Source organism: Ruegeria sp. AN11, assembly GCF_056536005.1.
The window spans coordinates 226,736-247,282 of sequence record NZ_JBQFJD010000002.1 but is presented as its reverse complement, the minus strand read 5'-3'; the positions used below and the strand labels follow the sequence as shown (position 1 = coordinate 247,282).

Annotated in this window: 18 protein-coding genes; 10 read left to right on the top strand and 8 right to left on the bottom strand. The window is 54.8% G+C overall.

Going from position 1 to position 20,547, the window contains the following annotated elements:
• Positions 1 to 2: 2 nt before the first annotated feature.
• Positions 3 to 980, top strand: coding sequence for a 2-dehydropantoate 2-reductase (locus ACR3EQ_RS21060; protein WP_170611056.1), 978 nt, complete (start codon positions 3 to 5; stop codon positions 978 to 980).
• Between the two features lie 452 nt (positions 981 to 1,432).
• On the opposite strand, the gene ACR3EQ_RS21055 is transcribed toward ACR3EQ_RS21060, so the two are convergent.
• From ACR3EQ_RS21055 to ACR3EQ_RS21045, 3 genes are all read right to left on the bottom strand, one after another.
• Entirely contained in the window at positions 1,433 to 3,028 is a 1,596-nt protein-coding gene (locus ACR3EQ_RS21055; protein WP_480492406.1) for a cache domain-containing protein, read from the bottom strand.
• A gap of 178 nt (positions 3,029 to 3,206) precedes the next feature.
• Entirely contained in the window at positions 3,207 to 4,217 is a 1,011-nt protein-coding gene (locus ACR3EQ_RS21050) for an ABC transporter substrate-binding protein (RefSeq protein ID WP_480491993.1), read from the bottom strand.
• Positions 4,218 to 4,500: 283 nt separating this feature from the next.
• The gene (locus tag ACR3EQ_RS21045) at positions 4,501 to 5,970 is read right to left on the bottom strand and encodes a tetratricopeptide repeat protein (RefSeq protein WP_480491991.1); all 1,470 of its coding nucleotides are present in this window, start codon (positions 5,968 to 5,970) and stop codon (positions 4,501 to 4,503) included.
• A gap of 530 nt (positions 5,971 to 6,500) precedes the next feature.
• Between ACR3EQ_RS21045 and ACR3EQ_RS21040 the strand changes: the two genes are divergently transcribed.
• Positions 6,501 to 7,919 (top strand): tannase/feruloyl esterase family alpha/beta hydrolase, encoded by a 1,419-nt coding sequence (locus tag ACR3EQ_RS21040; RefSeq protein ID WP_480491989.1) that lies wholly within the window; start codon positions 6,501 to 6,503, stop codon positions 7,917 to 7,919.
• A 180-nt stretch (positions 7,920 to 8,099) separates the two neighbouring features.
• Here the strand turns inward: ACR3EQ_RS21040 and ACR3EQ_RS21035 are convergent, their stop codons facing one another.
• Together ACR3EQ_RS21035 and ACR3EQ_RS21030 are read right to left on the bottom strand one after the other, a co-directional pair.
• Positions 8,100 to 9,392, bottom strand: a complete 1,293-nt coding sequence (locus ACR3EQ_RS21035; protein WP_480442337.1) for a nucleotide disphospho-sugar-binding domain-containing protein — start codon at positions 9,390 to 9,392, stop codon at positions 8,100 to 8,102.
• A 4-nt stretch (positions 9,393 to 9,396) separates the two neighbouring features.
• Positions 9,397 to 10,515: an FCD domain-containing protein gene (locus ACR3EQ_RS21030; protein ID WP_170617405.1), complete on the bottom strand. Its 1,119-nt coding sequence runs from the start codon at positions 10,513 to 10,515 to the stop codon at positions 9,397 to 9,399.
• Between ACR3EQ_RS21030 and ACR3EQ_RS21025 the strand changes: the two genes are divergently transcribed.
• From ACR3EQ_RS21025 to ACR3EQ_RS20990, 8 genes are all read left to right on the top strand, one after another.
• Entirely contained in the window at positions 10,499 to 11,569 is a 1,071-nt protein-coding gene (locus ACR3EQ_RS21025) for a polyamine ABC transporter substrate-binding protein (protein ID WP_170617407.1), read from the top strand. The two genes, ACR3EQ_RS21030 and ACR3EQ_RS21025, sit on opposite strands and share 17 nt — an antisense overlap.
• A 78-nt stretch (positions 11,570 to 11,647) precedes the next feature.
• On the top strand, positions 11,648 to 12,502 hold the full coding sequence (locus ACR3EQ_RS21020; RefSeq protein ID WP_170617410.1) for an ABC transporter permease: 855 nt from the start codon (positions 11,648 to 11,650) through the stop codon (positions 12,500 to 12,502).
• A complete protein-coding gene (locus ACR3EQ_RS21015; RefSeq protein WP_170617412.1) occupies positions 12,502 to 13,284 on the top strand; it encodes an ABC transporter permease in 783 nt (260 codons plus the stop codon). Before ACR3EQ_RS21020 ends, ACR3EQ_RS21015 begins: the two co-directional genes overlap by 1 nt.
• Before the next feature lie 44 nt (positions 13,285 to 13,328).
• Complete coding sequence (locus ACR3EQ_RS21010; protein ID WP_480442334.1) at positions 13,329 to 14,342, top strand: ABC transporter ATP-binding protein; 1,014 nt, start codon at positions 13,329 to 13,331, stop codon at positions 14,340 to 14,342.
• Between the two features lie 24 nt (positions 14,343 to 14,366).
• The gene (locus ACR3EQ_RS21005) at positions 14,367 to 15,653 is read left to right on the top strand and encodes a nucleotide disphospho-sugar-binding domain-containing protein (protein ID WP_480491987.1); all 1,287 of its coding nucleotides are present in this window, start codon (positions 14,367 to 14,369) and stop codon (positions 15,651 to 15,653) included.
• Positions 15,650 to 16,015 carry a cupin domain-containing protein gene (locus ACR3EQ_RS21000; RefSeq protein WP_170617418.1) on the top strand — a complete coding sequence of 122 codons (366 nt, stop codon included), beginning with the start codon at positions 15,650 to 15,652 and terminating at the stop codon, positions 16,013 to 16,015. The genes ACR3EQ_RS21005 and ACR3EQ_RS21000 overlap by 4 nt, the downstream gene beginning before the upstream one ends.
• The gene (locus tag ACR3EQ_RS20995) at positions 16,012 to 16,356 is read left to right on the top strand and encodes a cupin domain-containing protein (protein WP_170525386.1); all 345 of its coding nucleotides are present in this window, start codon (positions 16,012 to 16,014) and stop codon (positions 16,354 to 16,356) included. The genes ACR3EQ_RS21000 and ACR3EQ_RS20995 overlap by 4 nt, the downstream gene beginning before the upstream one ends.
• 34 nt (positions 16,357 to 16,390) lie before the next feature.
• Positions 16,391 to 17,908, top strand: a complete 1,518-nt coding sequence (locus tag ACR3EQ_RS20990) for an aldehyde dehydrogenase family protein (RefSeq protein WP_170619811.1) — start codon at positions 16,391 to 16,393, stop codon at positions 17,906 to 17,908.
• A gap of 197 nt (positions 17,909 to 18,105) precedes the next feature.
• Here ACR3EQ_RS20990 and ACR3EQ_RS20985 read toward each other — a convergent pair whose 3' ends face one another.
• The 3 genes from ACR3EQ_RS20985 to ACR3EQ_RS20975 form a co-directional block, all read right to left on the bottom strand.
• Positions 18,106 to 19,293, bottom strand: a complete 1,188-nt coding sequence (locus ACR3EQ_RS20985) for an integrase arm-type DNA-binding domain-containing protein (protein ID WP_170817422.1) — start codon at positions 19,291 to 19,293, stop codon at positions 18,106 to 18,108.
• Between the two features lie 156 nt (positions 19,294 to 19,449).
• Entirely contained in the window at positions 19,450 to 19,968 is a 519-nt protein-coding gene (locus ACR3EQ_RS20980) for an N-acetyltransferase family protein (protein ID WP_480491984.1), read from the bottom strand.
• Positions 19,965 to 20,519: an XRE family transcriptional regulator gene (locus ACR3EQ_RS20975; protein ID WP_170611012.1), complete on the bottom strand. Its 555-nt coding sequence runs from the start codon at positions 20,517 to 20,519 to the stop codon at positions 19,965 to 19,967. The genes ACR3EQ_RS20980 and ACR3EQ_RS20975 overlap by 4 nt, the downstream gene beginning before the upstream one ends.
• Positions 20,520 to 20,547 lie beyond the last annotated feature (28 nt).

Below are 20,547 nucleotides of genomic sequence, written 5' to 3'. Positions count from 1 at the left end.
ACATGAAAGTTTGCATCTTTGGTGCCGGAGCTATCGGAGGTTACGTTGCCGCGAAGCTCGCGCAGACTGACGTCGACGTCAGTGTCGTTGCACGTGGCCCACATCTGGCTGCAATGCAAGAAAAAGGGCTGACTCTCCAAGAGGATGGGCAGGACCCAATCAACGTGCCAATACGCGCCTCGGACAATGCCGCCGATCTCGGCGCCCAAGACTATGTCTTTATCACACTGAAAGCGCATTCCGTTCCAGCAGTTGTGGACTCGATCCAGCCACTGATTGGGGATGAAACGACAATAGTGAGCGGAGTGAACGGGGTACCCTGGTGGTATTTCCACAAGCTGGGCGGTCCCTTCGAGGGGACGAGATTGTCATCTGTAGACTCGGGAGACGCGCAATGGAACGGTTTCGGACCGGATCGTGTGCTTGGGTGTGTTGTTTATCCGGCCGCGGAAGTCATTGCTCCGGGATCGATCAAGCATGTCGAAGGCAATCGTTTTTCTTTGGGTGAGCCCGATGGCACTAAATCAGACCGTGCCTCCAACCTTTCGGCTGCATTGTCCACCGCCGGGTTGCGCGCGCCCGTAAGACCAAGAATACGGGATGAAATTTGGCTGAAGCTATGGGGCAACTTGTCGTTCAACCCGATTTCCGCACTTACCCACTCAACACTTGATGCCTTGTGTACTGATGAAGGTTCACGCTCCGTGGCACGTGGAATGATGCTAGAGGCTCAGGAAATCGGTGAAAAACTGGGGGTTAGGTTCCCGATTGATGTCGAAAAGCGCATTGACGGAGGAGCGGCTGTCGGAGCACACAAGACCTCGATGTGGCAGGATTTGGAGCTGAACCGACCTATGGAAATTGATGCCTTGGTCACTTCAGTACAGGAATTGGGGCAACTGACCGGGATCGCAACACCCACAATCGACACTGTTGCATCACTGATAAAACTGAGGGCAAAGGTCGCGGGTCTTTACTAAGATTCTGCTGGCGATCATCTGAAGAGATCAGTTCTGGGCGGGCGGGGAGCTGAATAGCGATCCGGCGCTACAAAACGCAGATCTTTCAAGCGTCTTGTCAGAAGAACTTTGCTTGGGCGGGGCAGGAGTTTTGCTTGCTTTTGCATATGCCTAGACCTGCCTCTTTCAAATTCTTAAAACCAATCTCGAGATCATCAACCTTTCGGTGATGCTGTACATCCGCTTTGTCCGCACTGCGGTCGTTTGTCTGAGCTCGTCGAATGACTGGTGTGAGCCCAAACCTGCCGTTTTTCAGCTTCCGGTGAAGATCCAGTTTTATGCGTGTAAACCCGCCACCAACAAATCATTTGGACAGATTGAATTGGTTCCAATTGCTTCCGCTAGAGCTACAAGCGGCAAGTATCGAATTGCAGTGTCTGGCAATCCAGTTCCTAGTCCGACGGGATGCTAAACTAACTGTGAGAAACGCTAAATACGACGAGTTGTTTCTCGTAGCCTTTGAATCTCCGGCTACCGAGTGAGACCAACGAAAACTTTTCACGCGCAGCCTCTGCCAAAACGGGATCGAGGAGGATTTGATCATTGTCAGCAGATGAACACAGTCTCGAAGCCAAATTCACGACGTTACCAATAGCAGTGTATTCGACGCGTCCCTCATAGCCAATTCGACCGACCGTTGCCTGGCCGATCGCAAGTCCAACTCCGAACCCGAGTTCATAACCACAGGAGCGCCACTGGGAGACGAGCCTTTGAACTTCCGTCTGCATGTCGATTGCCATGTCCACTGCACGTATTGCTGGCTCTGCACATCGTACCGGCGCATTTAAAAGTATCATCAGCCCGTCTCCCGAAAAGTTCGTCAACGTGGCCTCATAGCGTGTGATTATGGAGCCGAGTGTCTCATGGTAGTCAGATAACACCTGCATTATCTCGTCAGGTTCTGATCCGGCTGAGAAAGCGGTAAAGCCGCGAAGGTCGCAAAAGACGACGACAACTTCCGCGCGCTGTCCTGCAAGCACGCTTTCATCTCCTGACTTTTCAACTAACTCGGCGACTTGCGGCGCGAGGAAGCGCTTCAGCCTAGCGATCCGGTCTGATCGTTCTTGAGATACAGCGAGTTCACTGGCCATAAGATTGAACCGGTCCGCGAGCAGTTCGAGTTCATCGCCCGTGGCGATTTCAATGCGGTAGCCAAAATCGCCGGCGCCGATGTGGTCAGTGCCTTTTTCTAGTTTGCCAATGGGACCGGCCATGCGCCGAGCGAGCCAATAGGCAATCAAAGCGGAGAACGCGGCCGCTGCAAGCAGCAGCCCTGCTGTACGCCACAAGGCAGAATAGATCGGTGCAAATGCTTCAGACAGTGGTTGCTCGACGAAAACCACCCATCCTGCTCCCGAGACGGCCGACATAGTAATTAAGACAGTTCCGTCGAACGTGTCTTTTGCGACGACGGCATTTCCTTCCGCCTCATCAATTTTCCGTAGCAAATCGCGCATGGCGAGCAAGGTCACATCATCAGTGCCGCGCAGAACACGACTGATGTCAGGGTGTGCGACAAGCTTATAGGTTTCATCCAAAATAAAGGCTTGGCCGCTGTTTCCCACTTGAATGGCCGATATTAAATCCCAGATGAGTTTTAGATTGATCTCGGCGATCACGACGCCGGCGGACTTACGATTGCCGGCCAGACCGATTGTCATGTGCGGCTCTGACTCTTGGTAATAGATGACCGGACCGTACCATAACTGTGCGGATCGCGCTCCAGATACCGCTGGATCACGGGACCGATCAATCCCACTCGCGATTCTGTTCAGTTCGATCCGGGAGACGAATAGTTGTTCCACCCCGTTGCCATCTACGAGCGTGATGCTCACGACAGCTGGAACCAGGCGTAGAACTCCCAAAGCATCGAATCTGTGTTGATCGAGAGTTTCTGCTGACCAGTTTAGCCGAACGGTCCAACTGAGTTGGTTTTCGATAGTTTCGAGAAATGCCTCAATCCGGGCGGCCGCAGAATTCGCCTCCGTCCGCAAAAGTGAGTTAAGCATGGCGCGTTGGTCGCGATAGCCGAACCATGCGTCGCTCACTCCAGTTGCTAGAAGCGGAACGCTGACAGCAACGAACAAAACAAAGAAGTATTTCCGGAACAGAGACCGACGTGGTTTTCCGCGCTTACATTCCACGGCTACGCTGCATCAATCGAAGCAAAAGCCCTGCAGTTGTGCTTCATTCGATCACCTCGTCCGCCAGAAGTAACAACCCTTGCGGCACTTCTAAACCAAGGGTCTCTGCCGTCTTCATGTTGATCGACAGGCTGAAAGTAGTTGGTTGCTCAATTGGCAAGTCACCCGGATTTGCACCACGCAAGATTTGGTCAACGTAGAAGGCCAGCCGATGATGCATCGCGTAATAATCCGACGAATAGGCCATCAAAAAGCCTGCTGGCGTGAACCATCCACCCCATCCCATCGACGGCAATCCATGATCCAGAGAGAGTTCGGCAATCGTTGTAACTTGATTAGAGAGCATCAAGTCAGGCAGCACGAAGACCGCCTGAGCGCCGTCGGCCTTCATCTGCGAGAACGCCTCTATTATATCTTCAGGTTCACGAACCTGGTATACCGTCGCAGTGATACCCAGCCGCGAAGCGGCCCGTTTGGCATCCTCTTCAAAAGGCATGTAAGCCACGTTCGGATTGGCGAGGACGCCGACATTTTTCAGTTCTGGAATCAACTCTGCCAGGAATTCCAGCCGCTTGGCAGTGAGTTCCGTGGCGTAGTAGGTGACGCCCGTTACGTTACCACCCGGTTTTGCAAGGCTCTTTGCCAGACCGCTGTCCAACGGATCGCCACTAATAATCATCACCATCGGGATCGTCGACGTTTCGGCGCGCACGGCGTGGGCCACCGGTTCCGAGTCTCCGACAATTATATCTAATGGGAGTTGCGCGAGGTCGGCCGCCGCCGCTGATAATCCGTCATAACTTTTGCCTGCACTCCGACACTCAATCAAGACTGACTCGCCTGGCTTGTGTCCAAGCTCGTCCAGCCCTCGCAAGAAGGGACCGGAACTGTTCAACAGCCACGCCTCTTCACACGCCGACCAGGTTAGCAAACCGATCCGAGGAATTGTTGCTGTGTCAGACTGACCGACTGCGCCGCTAGGCAAAGCCACGATCAGCGCGCCCATCCATTGAACAAGTTTTTGGCAGATTGACCGCATAGAAATGAAGCTCATGTGAGTCTACTCCCGCCGGTTGCCGACGTTCAAAACACAGTGTGCTCTTGCGAGGCCGGTCAACCCAGCAAACTAAACTAGTTTCGTAGCTTAGGCTAACCGAGACTACCGTCTTTTGAAAGTGACGTGGTTTCAATTATCCTCGAAGCGACGCGATAGTTGACCGTCTGGTAAGCCCGCATGGCAGTCGTTCGGGCCATGATCGTTATGCGGCTGCTTTTGCCCAAATCGGTCGATGCTACTGCAAAAACTACAAAGCACCGACCAAGTGTGTTGTTGCCACTTATTGAAGTGCCGCGAGGGTTCTTGCTCTGTTTGGAGAAAGATCCAGCGTCGCCTGATAAGCGACCGCAGCTTCATTGGGTTTTCCAAGCTCCATCAGCATGTCCCCGAGAAGTTCTCGTGCCGGAAGGACGTGGCCGGGTGTGACTGGGCTTTTGCCAATCTTATCCTCGAGATCAGCCGCGGCTGCCTGCTTAGCAACTGCGGTCTCAGAGCCCCCACCCGCCAGTTCAATCCAGGCTTCCACCGACATGATCTGTGCTTCGGTCAACTGCGCCCAATAGCCCTGCCCACGCTCCTTCATCACAGCGTGCAAAGACTTGAGCTCGGCAAGCGCGCTCTGCGCTGTATCGACATCACCGCTACGGGCCGCGCCGATACCGATCGCGAACCACCGCATGGCTACAGTTTGTGGAAATTTCTCCCATGGAATGACCGGATGCATCTCAGGCGACAGTGCCGCCGCGACGTCCCATTGTCCCTGCTCAAGAGGCAGCCGAACGGGTGCAGCCGCTAAAGCATAAGCGCTTCCGAAACTGGCCTGATGATTTTGAATCGCGAGCATTTCGTCGACCAGCCCTGCAGCTTCGTCTGTATTCCCAAGTTGTAGGTGGCCGTAAACCATGTAGTCGATCGCATGCGCATAGTGGCTTTGTACCACGTCTTTTGATTGCTCAAGAGCCGCTTCAGCGGACCGGCTGTTCAGATCAATTGATTTTTCCCATTCTCCTGTTCGTGTAAAGATATGAGCGGGCATATGCAGCGCATGTGGAGCGCTTGGAGCCGTTTTATCGTAAATCTCGGCGTACGGCCTGCCTCGCTCCTTTAGTGGCGGATTGTCATAGGCGTGGATCGCGTAGTGAATGACGCCAGGATGTTTTGGTGCCTTTTGATGAAGCGCGTCGAGCGTATCTCCCACCTGCGACTTTACTTTGATTCCGTCGGCCCCTCGCGGCGCCGTTGCAAGGCGTGCCAGCGCCGCAAACGCCGCGGCGTCCAAGTCGTCTGCATGTTGGTCCGCAGCTGCCACCTGTTTCTCCGCCCATGATTTAAGCTGAGCGCGGTAGCCTTCCTGGCTTGAGGCGTAGAAAGCAACGGCGGCGTCGATCAATGCTTGTTCAACGGTGCTTTCGGAGGACATTGACGCGAGTCTTTCCGCTGCAGCAGACCCTCTCTCTGTTTCGGCTTCACTGGGAGTGCCCGGCCAAAGAGGGTGAAAGTTCGACATCGCGATGCCCCACTGTGCAATGGCACAAGTTGGATCCGCAGACGCTGCTTTGTTGAACGCTTCTTCGGCTTGAATGTACATCATGTTGTGAATTAGATTCAGACCTTCGTTGAAAGCCTGGTCCGCATTTGGGTTGCATGTCGTCTGGAAATTAGCCTCCGCTGAGACTGCGGGCACGAAAACAAAGAACGAGCTAATACAGGCGGCAAAAGTATTGCGGGCTTTGGTATGCAAATGCTGCATCTATCGTCTCCACATTAAATTTTGTCCGAAATTGTTTGAGCGTATGGCTCGGCGGCATCATACACAAAATTGTACGATATGTCCGAACTGTCATCTTAGCGGCGATGCGCTCTGTTCGATCGAATATTTTCTTACGCGGCGTGTCCGCGTTATCCGCTGAGCAGTCGTTCAAGCAAAGCAAACGTGCCGCAGCGCAGCTAAGGGCAGCTTAGTCCGCGTAGCGGTCGCTCGCGATATTCAGGCGAACGTCTGCACCGAGCCCGAAACGGACCTTGATCTTACCCTTTACGTCTGTTGTTAGGTTCCTGTCGCGTGTTAGGGTGCCGGAGAAATCACCATTTTCCAAAAGGTATGTGATGCTGGTATCTCTCTGGCAGCCGTTCTCGAGTCCCAGTTTTATACAACGGACCTGCGCGCTCATTCTCGCCTGGATTGTGTCGACGGGAGCTCCAGTCCTCGCAAGTGAGGCTGAGTGCGAGAAAAAGCGTTTTGATCCGCTTCCAGAACTTCGCCTTGTTTCGGTGGAGCCGTTGGCAGACCCCGTGCCGCATTGCAGGGTCGAGGGTGTGATCGGTAACAAGATACATTTCGAGCTACTGCTTCCAGACAATTGGAACAGCAAATTCGTCATGGGTGGCGGGGGTGGTTTTGTCGGGTCCGTGATGAATACAGCGCTTCTGTACGGAGCACTTCAATCTGGCTATGCGACGGTTGGTACCGATACAGGGCATCAGGGCCACCCAGCAGACGCCAGCTGGGCCCTCAATGATTTGGAAGCCTTGGTCAACTTCGGGCATCTGGCGGTACACCGAACGGCGGTCACAGCCAAAGCCCTTATCAACTCACACTACGAGACATCGATTGCCCGCAGCTACTTCACAGGTTGCTCGCGGGGCGGGGGTCAGGCAATCATGTCCGCTCTACGCTATCCCGAGGATTTCGACGCGGTTGCCGCTGGCGCCTACGCCATTGATTGGACGGGAATTGCGGTGCAGGCGACCAGCATCAATCAGGTGATGTACCCTGATCCCAAGGACTTGGAACAAGCGGTTCTGGGTCCGAAGGCCCAGGAATTGGTTGAGACATCCTATCTGGCCGCTTGCGATGGGTTGGATGGACTCGAAGACGGTATTCTCAATGACCCGCGCCAGTGCAAGTTCGACCTGTCCAGCCTCCAATGCGATGCTGAAAAATCCGAAGACTGCTTGAGCGCCGAGGAAGTTGCAGCATTCAAGGTCGTTTACGAAGGGCCAAGGGACACCGACGGCAATCAACTTTATTACGGGTTTCCGTTTGGAGGTGAGACTGCCGAAGGCGGCTGGAGTCGCTGGCTGACCGGCGGCCTAAAATATCAGGAAGGTGAAGGAGATTTTCAGGAAGGCGTCGGATCCGGCGGATTCGAGGCTCCGGTCTCGCCGAACGCCTTCTTCAGCTTTGGCAACGGGATCATGCAGAGCTTCGTCTATCACGACCCGACTTGGACATACGAGAATTTCGATTTCAGAACCTACGCGAAGGATTCATCAGCAGCAGCGGAAACCTTGAATGCAACTAACCCTGATCTTTCTGAGTTTCGTGGGCGCGGGGGCAAGATGCTGTTGTATTCCGGCTGGTCCGACAACGCGCAATCCGGGCTGGCGATGGTTGGCTACTACGACGACGTAATCGCGCATGATCCGAGCGCCGCCGAGGATGTTCGCCTGTTCATGATGCCCGGAGTGGAACATTGCTTTGGAGGCCCCGGCCCGTCGTGGGTGAATTTCCTTACCGAGATCGACAAGTGGGCGGAAACGGGTGAAGCACCTGACGAGATCATCGCGTATTGGCTAGACGGTCAGGCTCAGCCAGCCGGGGCCAGACCCATTTGCGCCTATCCGGAAGTCGCAATGTATGACGGCAGTGGTGACCCTCGGGACCCATCGAGCTTTTCGTGCCGTTCCGGCAATTGACGCTGTTCGCAAAAATATTGAATGGCCGCAAAGTCCCGCAACTCGGTCATTGATGCGCTGCGCAACGAACAACCGCTCCGAGTCCAAACCGATACTTTAGGTTCAGTGATTTAGAGGCCGTTGCGATGTACCCTTCCATCCGTCTTGACGAAGCGGATGACCAACGGGACTAAACTAGATTCAGTTATGTTCTACACAATCCAAGATTTTCTGAGCAGCTAACTGAACCGACTTTCTGAACTGCATGATCTCTGAGTTCTCGGTCAGTCGGGCCTTCATCTCTGTGTTCCCCAGTAGTTGGTTAATCGCATTCTCCAACTGATCCGGTGTCCAATCCCATCGGTTTAGCCTGAGACCGACACAGGTATCAACTGCCCGCTGGGCGTTGTCATGTCCGTCCCAGCAATAGGGGAGGATCAGCGACGGAACCCCGAAATACAGTGCTTCGCAAAAGCTGTTGTTGCCGCCGTGGTGAATAAATAGATCGCATTGTTCAACCACGGAAGGCTGCGGGAACCATTCCTGCAGGTGAACATTGTCTGGCGCTCTGGAATAGGCATCGATCTGGGCGCCGACATTGATCAGAAAACGCATGTCCATTGTCTTGAATACGTCGAACAGGCTTTCAAAGAATGAGACATCCATGGCACCGAGGCTGCCAAAACTCACGTACACCAGAGGCCCTTCGTTACGGGGCATCTGAGGTACACGATAGGGACCTTCCTGGCGCACGCAGCCTTCGAGAAAGGTGAATTGTCTCGGGTCCGGCGCCTGCTCACGATCATGGCGAATGATAGACGGCGCCAAAAGAAGGTTTTGATGTGGTGATGTTTCCAGGAACTCACCTTCAGGCAATAGCTTAAGCCCGCGATCCTGGCGAAATTTGTTGTAGCGAGCATGAAGTGGGCCAAGGGTCTCCAGGTACTGGCCGCGGAATGTCGCGCACCCGGCAACGTCAGATGCCGGCAGGCCGGACAGGTACGGCGGTAGGCACTTGTCTGGCAACTCGGTTTCCGCGCAAGAAATGACCCTGACCCATGGGCACTTGGAGCGTACGATGGCAGGGAACATGATCACATTGTCGAGGACGACGACATCCGGGTTGATACGCTCTAGCGCCGATTCCAACCCCTGTTCGACCGCTTCCGCTGTCTCGACGATTGCGTTCCAAACCGGCTCTACATAGGTGGCCAGTTGGTCAGTTGGGTGCATGTTAAAATGCGGCAGATGATGGCTTAGGAATTCCTGCCAGTAGGTCTGGGTTTCTTCTTCTGTCAACTCTGACTGAACAGGGACAGCGAATTCGTCAAAACCGTAGTCTGCGAATACGCCACCAAAGCCGCCGTGGGTCAGGAAAACGGGGTGTGCACCCATAGCGCGAAGTTCCTGAGCGATCCCCACACAATTCAGTGCAGCCCCAAAACTAGCTTCGGGGAAAAACGCGATTACGGGTGCTTCCTTGCGGTTCATCATTCACTCACCGGATTGACCCGCGGGTTGCTTGGACTAGCGCCGGAGCACCACGATTAGCTACGCTGGGCCTTTGGTGCATTGAAAGCCGCAAATGCACCCTCATCTGATCCGCCGCAAGATCGAAATGACCCTGTTCGATGAAATCAAGTATACGCACGTGTTCATCGAGCGCCTGCCGCATCCGAAAGTCGATCATACCGAATGATCCGCCTGGCAGGTGGCGCAACCCATGATGGGCCATGAGAGCAGAAGCTAGATACTGGTTTCCGGACGATCGAGCGATGAGCTTGTGAAAGGCAAGATCCGCGTCTTGGAAATCCTGGCTATTGAAAGAGTTTTCCGACTGCGCCAGAAGCGCTTCGGTCTGGCTGCGGACCAGATCGGCGCGCTTGGTGTCCAACTTGAAACCGTCGGACAGAATGGCCTGCGGTTCCAGTATCAGACGAAATTCGTAGCTCTCTATTCGTCCGGAGCGGTCTCCCGGCATGCGCGTGAAAACCCAGGACTGACCTTCGGCTTTCTGAATCACACCTTGGGCCAGGAGGGCTTCGAGCCCACGCTGTGCAGCGCTGCGGGAAACCGAATATCTGCGGATCAGGTCTGTGACATTTATGGCACCGTCCAGGCGTCGGGCACCGCGATCTCGTAGGATGGCACCAGCGAGATCCACACCTGCTCCGATCGCATGTTGGTTGAGTATCGAATGCCCCTTTTCGGGTTCGCATTCTAGGACAAACCCGCCTTCTGCCGCTTTGCGTGCCATCCCCTCCTTTTCCAGCAGTCTCAATGCGGATCTAACCGGAGTGCGAGAGACACTGCACGAATCAGCAAGGGTTTTTTCCACCAGTCTGTCGCCCTGATGCAAATCGAGATCCATCGCAACATCCAGTATTTTTTGAGCAAGTTTCAAGTGTTTGCTTGGTGGCATAAGAAGACGGCTTTCGTCATACCTAATTAATATACAATAAAAACGGTATCTTAAATGGCTTGGCCGGGCCATACAAAAGTGATTCAAAAAATTGTTGAGTTTTATTTCATCAAAAAATACCGTGATTGCATCAAATATCTCGCCCCAGAAGCGAGCGCGGATGTCAAGGGAGGAAGACATGACCAACAAGTTCACCAATTCGTTCCGTTTGCCATTTGCTTGGCTCACCGCCGGGGCGGCCTGCGCACTCAGCGTTTTTGCCGGAGCGGCCCAAGCAGAAAAAATCGTGATCTCGAACTGGGACGGCTACATGCCGCCGGACCTGCTGGAGAATTTCACCAAGGAAACCGGTATCGAGGCCGAGCTCTCGGTGCATGGCACCAACGAAGAAATCATGGGCAAGGTCGTAGCCGGTGGAGGCAAGGGCTACGACGTTCTTTTCGTCTCGTCGCCTTTTGCCGAGGCGTTAAACAACCTGGGGCTGGTGGCTGCAATCGACCACGACAAGGTTCCGAATGCCTCCAACCTGTATGACGAAGCTAAAGAACTAGCCCATGATCCGGGCAACAACTATTCAATGCCATACGCTTGGGGCACGACGGGCTTATGCTACCGGTCAGACCTGATGGCAGAGCCAACTTCGTGGAACGATCTGCTCAAACCCTCTGACGACCTTAAAGGCAAAGTGACAATGCTCTCGACGGATCGCTGGCTGATGGGGGCTGCTGCGCTAGCTCTCGGAAAGTCGCTGAACGATACGTCGGATGAGACGTTGGCGGCTACAAAGGACCTGCTGGTTGCGGCGAAGCAGGATTTGCTGGCCTACGACGACGCAACTTTTTATCTGAAGTTGGTATCGGGCGAGGCAACGATGGTTCACGCCTGGGATGGCTGGTGTAACTACGGCATCGGTGAAAACGCGGACATCAAGTACACGATACCATCAGAAGGATCGGATCTGTGGGTAGATGCGCTAGTCATCACGGAGGCATCTGAAAACAAAGACGCGGCGCATGCCTTTTTGAACTATGTCTTGGGCGCGGACGTCGGTGTCTGGGTTGCCAGCAATATCCTTTACAAAACGCCGAACAAGGCTGCGATGGAGGCGCTGGACCCGTCCTTGATCGAAACCTTCCCGAACATGGGGATGTCGCCTGCAGACCTTACCAAGTACGAGCAGTTGCGCGATCTCGGCAATGGCCAGAAACCCTTTGCACGGACCGTGACCGAAATCATGGCCGCACAGTAAGTGATCAAATCCTGAGCAAAACCCGACCCGAACAAAGGGTCGGGCCGATACGACATCACTCCACAGATTGCCAAGTATATGCCCAATCGACTTAAATCGGTGATCTTGCTGGGGCCGGGCCTTGGCTGGCTTGCGCTTCTTATGGTGGTGCCGTGTGGTCTTATTTTTACCTATGCGTTCTTTGAACGCGGTATCTATGGCGGCATCGACCACGTCTTTACGATTGAAAATTTTGTGCGAGCCGCCGATCCTCTTTACCTCGGGATCTTCTTACGCTCGGCCAAGATTGCATTTCTGGCCACCATAATCGCGATCCTTATCGCCTATCCGGCTGCCTATGCCATCACGCTGGCGCCGCACCGTTGGCAGACCGGTTTGCTGATTTTGGTGATCCTGCCGTTCTGGTCCAACTACTTAATCCGCACTTACGCTTGGATCGTGATGCTGAACCGCGAGGGCTTAATCAATAATACTCTCCAGGGGGCAGGCTTGATCGATGAACCGCTGTCTCTGCTTTATAATAATTTCGCTGTGATCGTAGGGCTTGTCTACAACTACACCCCCTTTGTGGTTTTGGCGATCTATTCATCGCTGAACCGCATAAATGTCGAAACCATAGAAGCCTCGGAAGATCTTGGAGCGCCCGCTTGGGCTACTTTCTACCGGGTGATACTGCCACAGACCGTTCCCGGCATCGCGGCAGGTGGTGTCTTTGTTTTTGTGCTGTCGATCGGCAATTTCATAACGCCCGATTTGCTTGGTGGCGGGCGATTTCAGATGGTTGGAAACCTGATCTATGACCAGTTTCTGAGCGCCCGCGACTGGCCGTTCGGAGCAACGCTGTCGATGTTCCTGATTGCGATTATGATGGGGCTATTGTTCGCACAGGCGGTATTGGCCAATCGCGCAGCGGGACAGAGAGGGCAGGACTGATGCGGGGCCGATCTAACATGGGCCTAAAGCTGCACCTGGTTTTGTTTTACACCTTTCTCTATGTGCCGATCCTTGTGCTCATGGCGCTAAGCTTTAACCGGGCCGGACTTCCAACTATATGGACCGGGTTTTCGTTGGAATGGTACGGCAAGTTGTTTACCGCGGATCCAATACTGTCGGCAGCGCGCAACACGCTAATCGTGGCCTTAACCTCGACCGTTCTGGCGACAATAATCGGCACGCTTTTGGCGGTCGGTGTCGAGACACGGCGTAATTCTTCAGTTCTAGACGCGGTTCTGTTCGCACCGATGATCATCCCCGACATAGTTCTGGCCATCGCGCTCTTGTCCTTTTTCACCCTACTCAACATGACGCTGGGGCTTCATTCGATCATCCTCAGCCATGTCGTATTTAACATAGCCTTTGTTGTCGCCGTGGTGCGAACGCGGATGCGCAATTTCGACCATTCGATACTTGAGGCCAGTGCCGACCTTGGGGCCAGCGAATTCACCACCTTTCGTCGCATTCTGCTGCCCGCCATCGCGCCGGGGGTTATCGCCGGGGCGCTGTTGTCTTTTACCCTGTCTGTGGACGAATTCATTATTGCCTTCTTCACCGCAGGTGCTGGGCAATCCTCGACCACGTTGCCGATGCAGATTTACGCAATGATCCGATTTGGCGTTACGCCGGAAATCAACGCGATGGCTACCATCGTCATGTTCGTTTCGTTCACGCTGGTCTTCTTCGCGCAGCGTGCCGACAAAGAGGTTTTCAGCCGATGAGCCAAGGGATTCAACTCAGGAATATAACCAAGCGATACGGTTTGATGACTGCGATCGACAACGTTTCACTGAATATTCGCGATAACGAGTTCTTTGCACTTCTGGGCCCATCGGGCTGCGGCAAGACCACATTGTTGCGGACGCTGGCGGGGTTCGAAACACCACAGGAAGGACAGGTTATAGTTGCCGGGCAGGACGTGACAAACATACGCCCCAGCAGGCGGCCCCTGAACCTGATGTTCCAGTCATATGCCTTGTTTCCGCACATGAGCGTCGAAAAAAACATCGCCTATGGGTTAGAGATGGAGAGATTGCCCAAGGAAGAAATCGCCATGCGGGTGGCCGAGGTTCTGGAAAGCGCAAAGCTTTCAGGCTTTGCTGGACGCAAGCCGGATCAGCTTTCCGGTGGGCAGCGACAGCGGGTCGCTTTGGCGCGCGCGCTGGTCAAAAGGCCAAAGGTCCTGCTGTTAGATGAGCCCCTTTCGGCTCTGGACAAGAAGCTGCGAGAAGAGATGCAGTTGGAGCTCAAACGGTTGCAGCACGAGGTGGGGATTACATTTCTGATTGTGACTCATGACCAGGAAGAGGCTCTAGTCATGGCCGACCGGATCGCGGTCTTGAATGATGGCAAGCTGGCGCAGGTCGGTACTCCTCACGAGCTCTACGAACACCCCGGATCGCGCTTTGTTGCAGATTTTATCGGCGTGATGAACTTTCTGGATGGTAACGCCGTCGACGGCGGTGTCGATGTCGACGGGGCGGGGGTGCTGAGGGGCGTTTCCGAGCTGCGCGGTGCTGCCACGATTGCTGTGCGCCCGGAACGGGTCAGCCTGATGCAGACCGCCCCTCAAGATGGGCGCAACTGCCTTCCCGGCACTGTCGAAGAAGTCGCCTATCACGGGTCAGACCTGGGTGTGCATGTGCGCGTTCGCGGCGGGAGGAGCACCCTTTCCGCCCGCGTTCCCGCCAGCCAAGCCGACCGTGAAAATATTCAGCCGGGTCAAGATGTCCACTGCGTATGGGATGCAAAACATTCCCGCATCCTTCCCAACTGCTAAGCCAAATCTAACCGGAGAACTACAATGTCACAGAAAACCATCGCCTTCTTCCCCGAAGCTGCCTTTGGCCCTGCGCTGAATTCGGTTGGTATCGCGCAGGCCTGCGAAAAATTGGGCCACAAGGCAGTATTTCTAAGCGATCCCGGCTTTGTTGAGGTATACGAAGGTTATGGGTTCGAGGCACATCCAGTAGCCCTGTCCGAGCCGATGGAACCAGAGGCGATGGCGAAGTTCTGGGAAGATTTCATCAACGGTCACATCCCAAATTTTCGCAAAAGCCCGATTGACCAGATCGATAACTACGTCAAGGATTGCTGGGAGGCGATCGTCGACAGCGCAAAATGGGCGCAAAAAGATCTGCCCGAGGTACTGGCAAAAATCAAACCAGATATGATCTGCGTGGATAATGTCATTATGTTCCCAGCCATTAAGCAGTTCGGCGTACCGTGGGTGCGGATCATCTCATGTTCCGAAAACGAAATCCCTGACCCGATTGTGCCGCCGCATTTATCAGGCTGCCGGGTGGATGACCGCGAGGGCATGGCGGCCTATGAGGCTAAATTCCACGAGGTGATCAAGCCGATCCACGACGACTACAATGCGTTCCTGGCCAGATGCAACGGAGAGGCCTATCCGATTGGAGAGTTTTTCGAAGCGTCTCCCACAATGAACCTTCTGCTTTATCCCGAGCCTGCAAAGTACGAACGACAGAACCCGCTGGACCCAAACCGGTTCCAGTATCTTGAAGGTTGCGTACGCGAAGAAGAACCGTTTGAGGTGCCAACGTTTAAGTCCAAAAATGACAAACCACTTCTCTATGTATCTTTCGGGTCGCTTGGCGCAGGCGATACCGACCTGCTAAAGAGGATCATTTCGACCATTTCCAGGTTGCCTTACCGGGCGCTCGTAAATGTCGGGGATTACATGGATGAATACACAGACATTCCCGACAACGTGCACATACAGAGCTGGTATCCTCAGCCTTCGGTAATTCCGCAGGTTGACGCGGTGATACATCATGGCGGTAACAACTCGTTCACCGAGTGCCTATATTTCGGCAAAGCAGCAATCATTATGCCCTATGTCTGGGACGGCCACGATAACGCCACCCGTGTTCAGGAAACCGGCCACGGGTTCGGGTTTCACCGATACGATTGGACCGATGATGAATTGGCTATTGCCCTCGAAAAATGTATCAACGATCCAAGAATGCAGGCGAAGATGGCGGCAACCTCTGTTCACATGCAGTCACGGCATGGCCCGACCAAGGCAGCCGGCATTCTCGACGACATCCTGAAAGCCGCTGAATGAGCAGTGCCCCGCATCTTTCCGAAATCTCGACCCGCACCGACCTCACGGACTGGGGGCCACAGCCGGATATGATCGAAGGCCAGTCTCATTCATCGGGTATGCTGGTTCACAAGGGTCCTGACAACCGGCCGGAGATCGGCGCATGGGTCTGTACTCCAGGCCGCTGGCGCCTAACAATCCCGCGTGACGAGTTCTGCTATTTTGTGCAGGGCCGCGCGGTCTATCGGTCGGATGCAGGCGAAAGCATCGAAGTTACGCCCGGAACGGCCGTACTATTCCCCGCCGGTTGGGTAGGGGAGTGCACGGTCGAGGAAACATTGCGCAACACCTACTACCTAACGGATCGCGAACCTGAGTCATGACCACGCCACGTATGCAAAACCCGCTCCAGCAGACTGATCTTGTCGATTGGGGGGTAATCCCGACGATGATTGAAGGGCAATCCCGCACCTCGGGAAAGCTGATCCACAAGGGGCCTGATGGCCAGTCCGAATGCGGCCTTTGGGTCTGCACTCCCGGTATGTGGGAATGTCACGTCACTAAGGACGAGTTCTGCCACTTTCTGGAAGGCCGCTGTACCTATGTCCATGAAAGCGGAGAGGTAATTGAGATTACTCCCGATACGGCGGCCTTTTTCCCGCAGGACTGGAAAGGCGTTTGTACTGTCCACGAGACGGTCAAGAAAGTGTACATGATCCGCTAACGGCGCAATGCCCGTCAAACAAGGGGGCTGCCCAATGCGCGACCCGTTCAAATCCACCTACTACCTCAACCCCAAGCATGTGCCATTGGAGGGTGGTGGGACCACTCTGGTCAACCCGTCTACCTTGCAGCCAGTCGGTGTTTTTGGTGAGCCGTCGCCGCAGATCGTGAACCAGGTTCTGGACCGGGTCAATGCGGCGCAAAAGAAGTGGTCTGCGATGGACTGCAAATCTCGCGCGCGGGTATTGCACCAGATCGCCAACGACATCGAAAGCGGCGACATGACTGAGATCGCCCGCTTGATGACATTGGAAACGGGCAAACCTTACCCTGAATCGATTGGCGAGATTGCGAACATCCCGCCGGTTTTCCGCTACTATGCCGAGATGGCGCGCGATGACGCGGGCAAGATCGCCGGCACGATGCAAACTGGATCATTTCAGTATCAGACATACGAGCCCTACGGCGTGTCCGTGCATGTGGTTCCGTACAATTTCCCCCTCATTCTTGGCTGCTGGTCGATGGCCGCATCACTTGCGGCAGGTAACGGTGTAGTGTTGAAAGCCTCACCCGCAGGAACTTTGTGCACGATGGCGTTCATGGAGTTTTTTCGGGCGTTGCCCCAAGACCTGATTGCTTGCCTGCCGGGTGGTGCAGACGTGGGCAAACAGCTGATTGCCAGCCCCAAAACCCATGTGGTCGCTTTTACAGGGTCCGTGCCGACAGGTCGTGCAGTCGCAGTGGCCGCAGCAGAGAACCTAAAACCCGCAGTGATCGAGGCTGGGGGAAGCGATCCACTGATCGTTAGTAAACACGCCGACATCGCGGTCGCTGCTGCGGGGGCGGTTACCGCTGCATTTTTGCAGTCGGGCCAGGTTTGCACATCGTCGGAACGGATTTTTGTAGTGGATGACGTGTACGACGATTTTGTCGATGAATTCGTGACCCGAACCCGGAAACTGCGCATCGGCGACGGAATGGGGGTGGCGGAAATCGGACCTTTGGCCTCCAAGGAGGCACGCGACAAGGTCGAGCGGCTGGTGCGTGATGCAACTGAGAAAGGCGCGGTGGTTGAGGTAGGAGGCGGTACCCCGGATCACGCCGGGCCGGGTTGGTTTTTCGAACCAACGATCCTGACCGGCGTGACGACGGACATGGCGTTAACTCAGGAAGAGGTTTTTGGGCCAGTCGCCTCGGTCATTCGGGTGAGCGACTTTGACCAAGCGCTTGAACTGGCAAACGCGTCACAATTCGGTCTTGGCGGATGCCTGTTTACCGGCGACTTGGATGAGGCATTTCAAGGGGTGAATAAGCTACAGGTGGGGATGGTCTGGGTCAACAACCCGCTCGTGGACAACGATGCCTTGCCTTTTGGCGGCGTCAAGAATTCTGGGCTTGGGCGCACGCTGGGCCTTCAAGGCCTCGAGGCTTTCAGACGGCCCAAGATGGTCGTGATTGATCCGAAGGCGAAGGAGGCGGACTGGTGGTATCCATATCCCGACGACTGGTTCTATTCAGATGACGTACAGGGCGGGAGAAAGCACAGCGGCTAGGATGGTCGGTGCGACCTGATCGACTCTACAACTGAAGATGAGCTAACGGCAGGATTGTCCGCAATTCGGTCAAAGCCCAAATTTTTTCGAGCGTCCGCAATTGGTGTGAAGCTGCCGTTGAAAATGTACTTGAATTTAGGTCTTGCCCCCAGAGTGCACAAAAAGTTGCGTCGAAAACGGACGGAGCCGCCGCCGATCTAGCCGCGAAGCTGCACAATCTTGCTTTCCGCCTGGATGACGAAATCGGCCCATTTCTGCATTAGGATGCGGCGCTTTTCGAGCAGATCTGAACGCGCATAGGCCCGCTCGACCTTGTTGCCGATAGCGTGGGCTAGTGCCGTTTCCGCGACCTCGAAGCTGGCCGTTTCATTATCCTGAATCCACATCCTGAATGACGACCGGAAGCCGTGGATTCGACCCGCTTCATTAATGCGATTCAGAACCTTTGTCATGGCCACGTTGCTGATGCCTTTGTTTGTCCTCGGACTCGGGAACAGGAAGTCATTGCGGCGCAGTTCGCGGCATATCTCAACCACATTCATGGCCTCGGTCGATAGTGGGATGCGGAAATCCTGAACTTTGCCCCGCTGGCCCTTCATTCGCTCTTTCGGGACTGTCCACACATCACCGTCAATTTCTTCAAACTGGGCACCGTGGACCGGCATCCAGCGCGCCGCCGTCAGGATCGTAAAGCGCAAAGCCAGGTAAGACGGGTGTTCCTTGTCCAGCCGAGCATAAAGATCCGGGATCTCTTGCCATGGTGTCGCGGGCAGGGGCTTTTGAGCCCGTTCGACATAGCCAAGCATGTGCCGGGCCGCGTCACATATGAACGGCTCTGCATCGTAGCCCATAAGCTTTGCTTGCCTCAGAACCATGCGCGTCGGGTACATCGCCTTGTCTGCCGTTTCGTGCTTGGTGCGCCAGATCGGTTTAAGAGCGTCATGAATATCTCGCTGGTGCAGTGTGCTAATCCTGCGCTTTCCGATCTTAGGGATCACATGCAGGCGCAATGGGGAGAACCAGCGCCCTCTATCACCGTCGCCGCGCAGCCGCTCCTTGCGTCCCTCGAATACCACTTCGGCCATTTCTTCGAATGTCGGATCGTTCTGGCTATTCTCAGCTTCAAGGCGCTGGCGCTCTCGCTCCGCAATCGGATCTGAGCCAATAGCGAGAACACCGGCCCAATGCATCCTTAGCTTTCGAGCGTCAGCCAAAGACACCTCTGGAAAAGAACCTAGCCCCATTTCTCGCCGTCTGCCGCCGAACGAGAACCGGAATTTCCACTTCCCGCCGTTCTTGCCTTTGATGAACAACAGCCCGTCACCGTCTTGTAGCTTTGCACCGACGGGAGCGCTTTTTATTTTTACTGCAGATAGTTTTGCCATTCAGGCCCCCAACTAGGCCCCCATCTTGGGTGGGCTCATTTGCAACATGTGGCAACATAAACATGTTGCCCTCCACTCGCACCACAAGATCTTCTAAACTCACTGATGATAAGCAAAACATTGAACTGTGGGTTCGACAACTCTCATGCGCCGTTCTTACTCCAGCAATTTGAACATGAACGTTGTGGGTTCCAGGCGGTCTTCAAAGGGGTTGCGGCAGTAATTTGGGATTTCCCCGGCGCTCCGGAACCCAATGCTTTGGTACAAGATTCTGGAAGGGTCTGTGCTGCGCGTATCCAGAACCAATACGGATCTGCCGCGTTCGATCGCACGCCCCTCAAGCGCTGCCATCAGTTTTCGCCCAAGACCGCGCCTTCTTGCATCAGGGTGAACCAGCAACTTGGCTACATCCGCGCGATGCGGTTGGTTTGGCATCGCTGCAGGGACAAGCTGGACCGTACCCAAAACGCGGCCCCGGTCCAGAAACACAAACAGATCCAAAAGACCGGCCTGTAAGTCCGGCAGTATCCTGTCCAGCCAATACGCCCGCGCATCCTCGTGGGAAAAAGGGAGAATGAAGCCAATACTGGCCCCTGCATGAACGCAGGCGTGGAGAATCTCGCTGAGATAGGGCAGGGCGGCTTCAAAGCTGTTTTCGTCAAGCCGCTGTATCACAACAACACCAGAATATAACGCGCGCCTTTCAGTGCGCCTGTTTCAAACCGGGTCGGGCCAGACAGGTGATACCGCAGACAATCTCCTCCGGCCAGTTCATGTGTTGTTTCATCCAGCGTCAGGGAAAGGCCGCCGTCCAATACGACTAAATGGTGTTCTTGCCCCGGATTGGGGGGTGCGTCATAGGAAATCACGGTGTTCCGCGGCAAGTGACATTCAAGAACTTCACCGCTAAGCCCGGGTGCGGGCGGTGAAACCGAGCGCCGTGTGAAACCGGTTTCCGGATCGCGCCATTCGGCCTGTCGTTCGAACGGAATTTTGGGGTCGAAACTGTCTTCGACCATCATTAAAAGCCGGGACATGGGCAACCGGTAGGCCGCGCACAAACGCCCAAGGCTTTCCGCCGTCGGGCTGACATCGCCTTTTTCCAGGCGGGACAGGGTCGCCCGGCTAAGTCCGCTGCGGCTGGCCAGCTGGTCCAGGGACCAGCCCTGTCTTTTGCGCAGTTCACTCAGCTGGCTTGCAAGTCGGTTCGAGATATTATCCAGCATTTTTCAGAATCGAGAAGTTTTCCCTTAT

Bases quoted from the DNA above. Each gene is read 5' to 3' on its own strand.
- ACR3EQ_RS20995 (WP_170525386.1), top strand. From the start codon at position 16,012: ATGACCACGCCACGTATGCAAAACCCGCTCCAGCAGACTGATCTTGTC.
- ACR3EQ_RS20985 (WP_170817422.1), bottom strand. From the start codon at position 19,293: ATGGCAAAACTATCTGCAGTAAAAATAAAAAGCGCTCCCGTCGGTGCA.
- ACR3EQ_RS21005 (WP_480491987.1), top strand. From the start codon at position 14,367: ATGTCACAGAAAACCATCGCCTTCTTCCCCGAAGCTGCCTTTGGCCCT.
- ACR3EQ_RS21025 (WP_170617407.1), top strand. From the start codon at position 10,499: ATGACCAACAAGTTCACCAATTCGTTCCGTTTGCCATTTGCTTGGCTC.
- ACR3EQ_RS21010 (WP_480442334.1), top strand. From the start codon at position 13,329: ATGACTGCGATCGACAACGTTTCACTGAATATTCGCGATAACGAGTTC.
- ACR3EQ_RS21060 (WP_170611056.1), top strand. From the start codon at position 3: ATGAAAGTTTGCATCTTTGGTGCCGGAGCTATCGGAGGTTACGTTGCC.
- ACR3EQ_RS21045 (WP_480491991.1), bottom strand. From the start codon at position 5,970: ATGCAGCATTTGCATACCAAAGCCCGCAATACTTTTGCCGCCTGTATT.
- ACR3EQ_RS20975 (WP_170611012.1), bottom strand. From the start codon at position 20,519: ATGCTGGATAATATCTCGAACCGACTTGCAAGCCAGCTGAGTGAACTG.
- ACR3EQ_RS21015 (WP_170617412.1), top strand. From the start codon at position 12,502: ATGCGGGGCCGATCTAACATGGGCCTAAAGCTGCACCTGGTTTTGTTT.
- ACR3EQ_RS21050 (WP_480491993.1), bottom strand. From the start codon at position 4,217: ATGAGCTTCATTTCTATGCGGTCAATCTGCCAAAAACTTGTTCAATGG.
- ACR3EQ_RS21055 (WP_480492406.1), bottom strand. From the start codon at position 3,028: ATGCTTAACTCACTTTTGCGGACGGAGGCGAATTCTGCGGCCGCCCGG.
- ACR3EQ_RS21020 (WP_170617410.1), top strand. From the start codon at position 11,648: ATGCCCAATCGACTTAAATCGGTGATCTTGCTGGGGCCGGGCCTTGGC.
- ACR3EQ_RS21035 (WP_480442337.1), bottom strand. From the start codon at position 9,392: ATGATGAACCGCAAGGAAGCACCCGTAATCGCGTTTTTCCCCGAAGCT.
- ACR3EQ_RS21000 (WP_170617418.1), top strand. From the start codon at position 15,650: ATGAGCAGTGCCCCGCATCTTTCCGAAATCTCGACCCGCACCGACCTC.
- ACR3EQ_RS20990 (WP_170619811.1), top strand. From the start codon at position 16,391: ATGCGCGACCCGTTCAAATCCACCTACTACCTCAACCCCAAGCATGTG.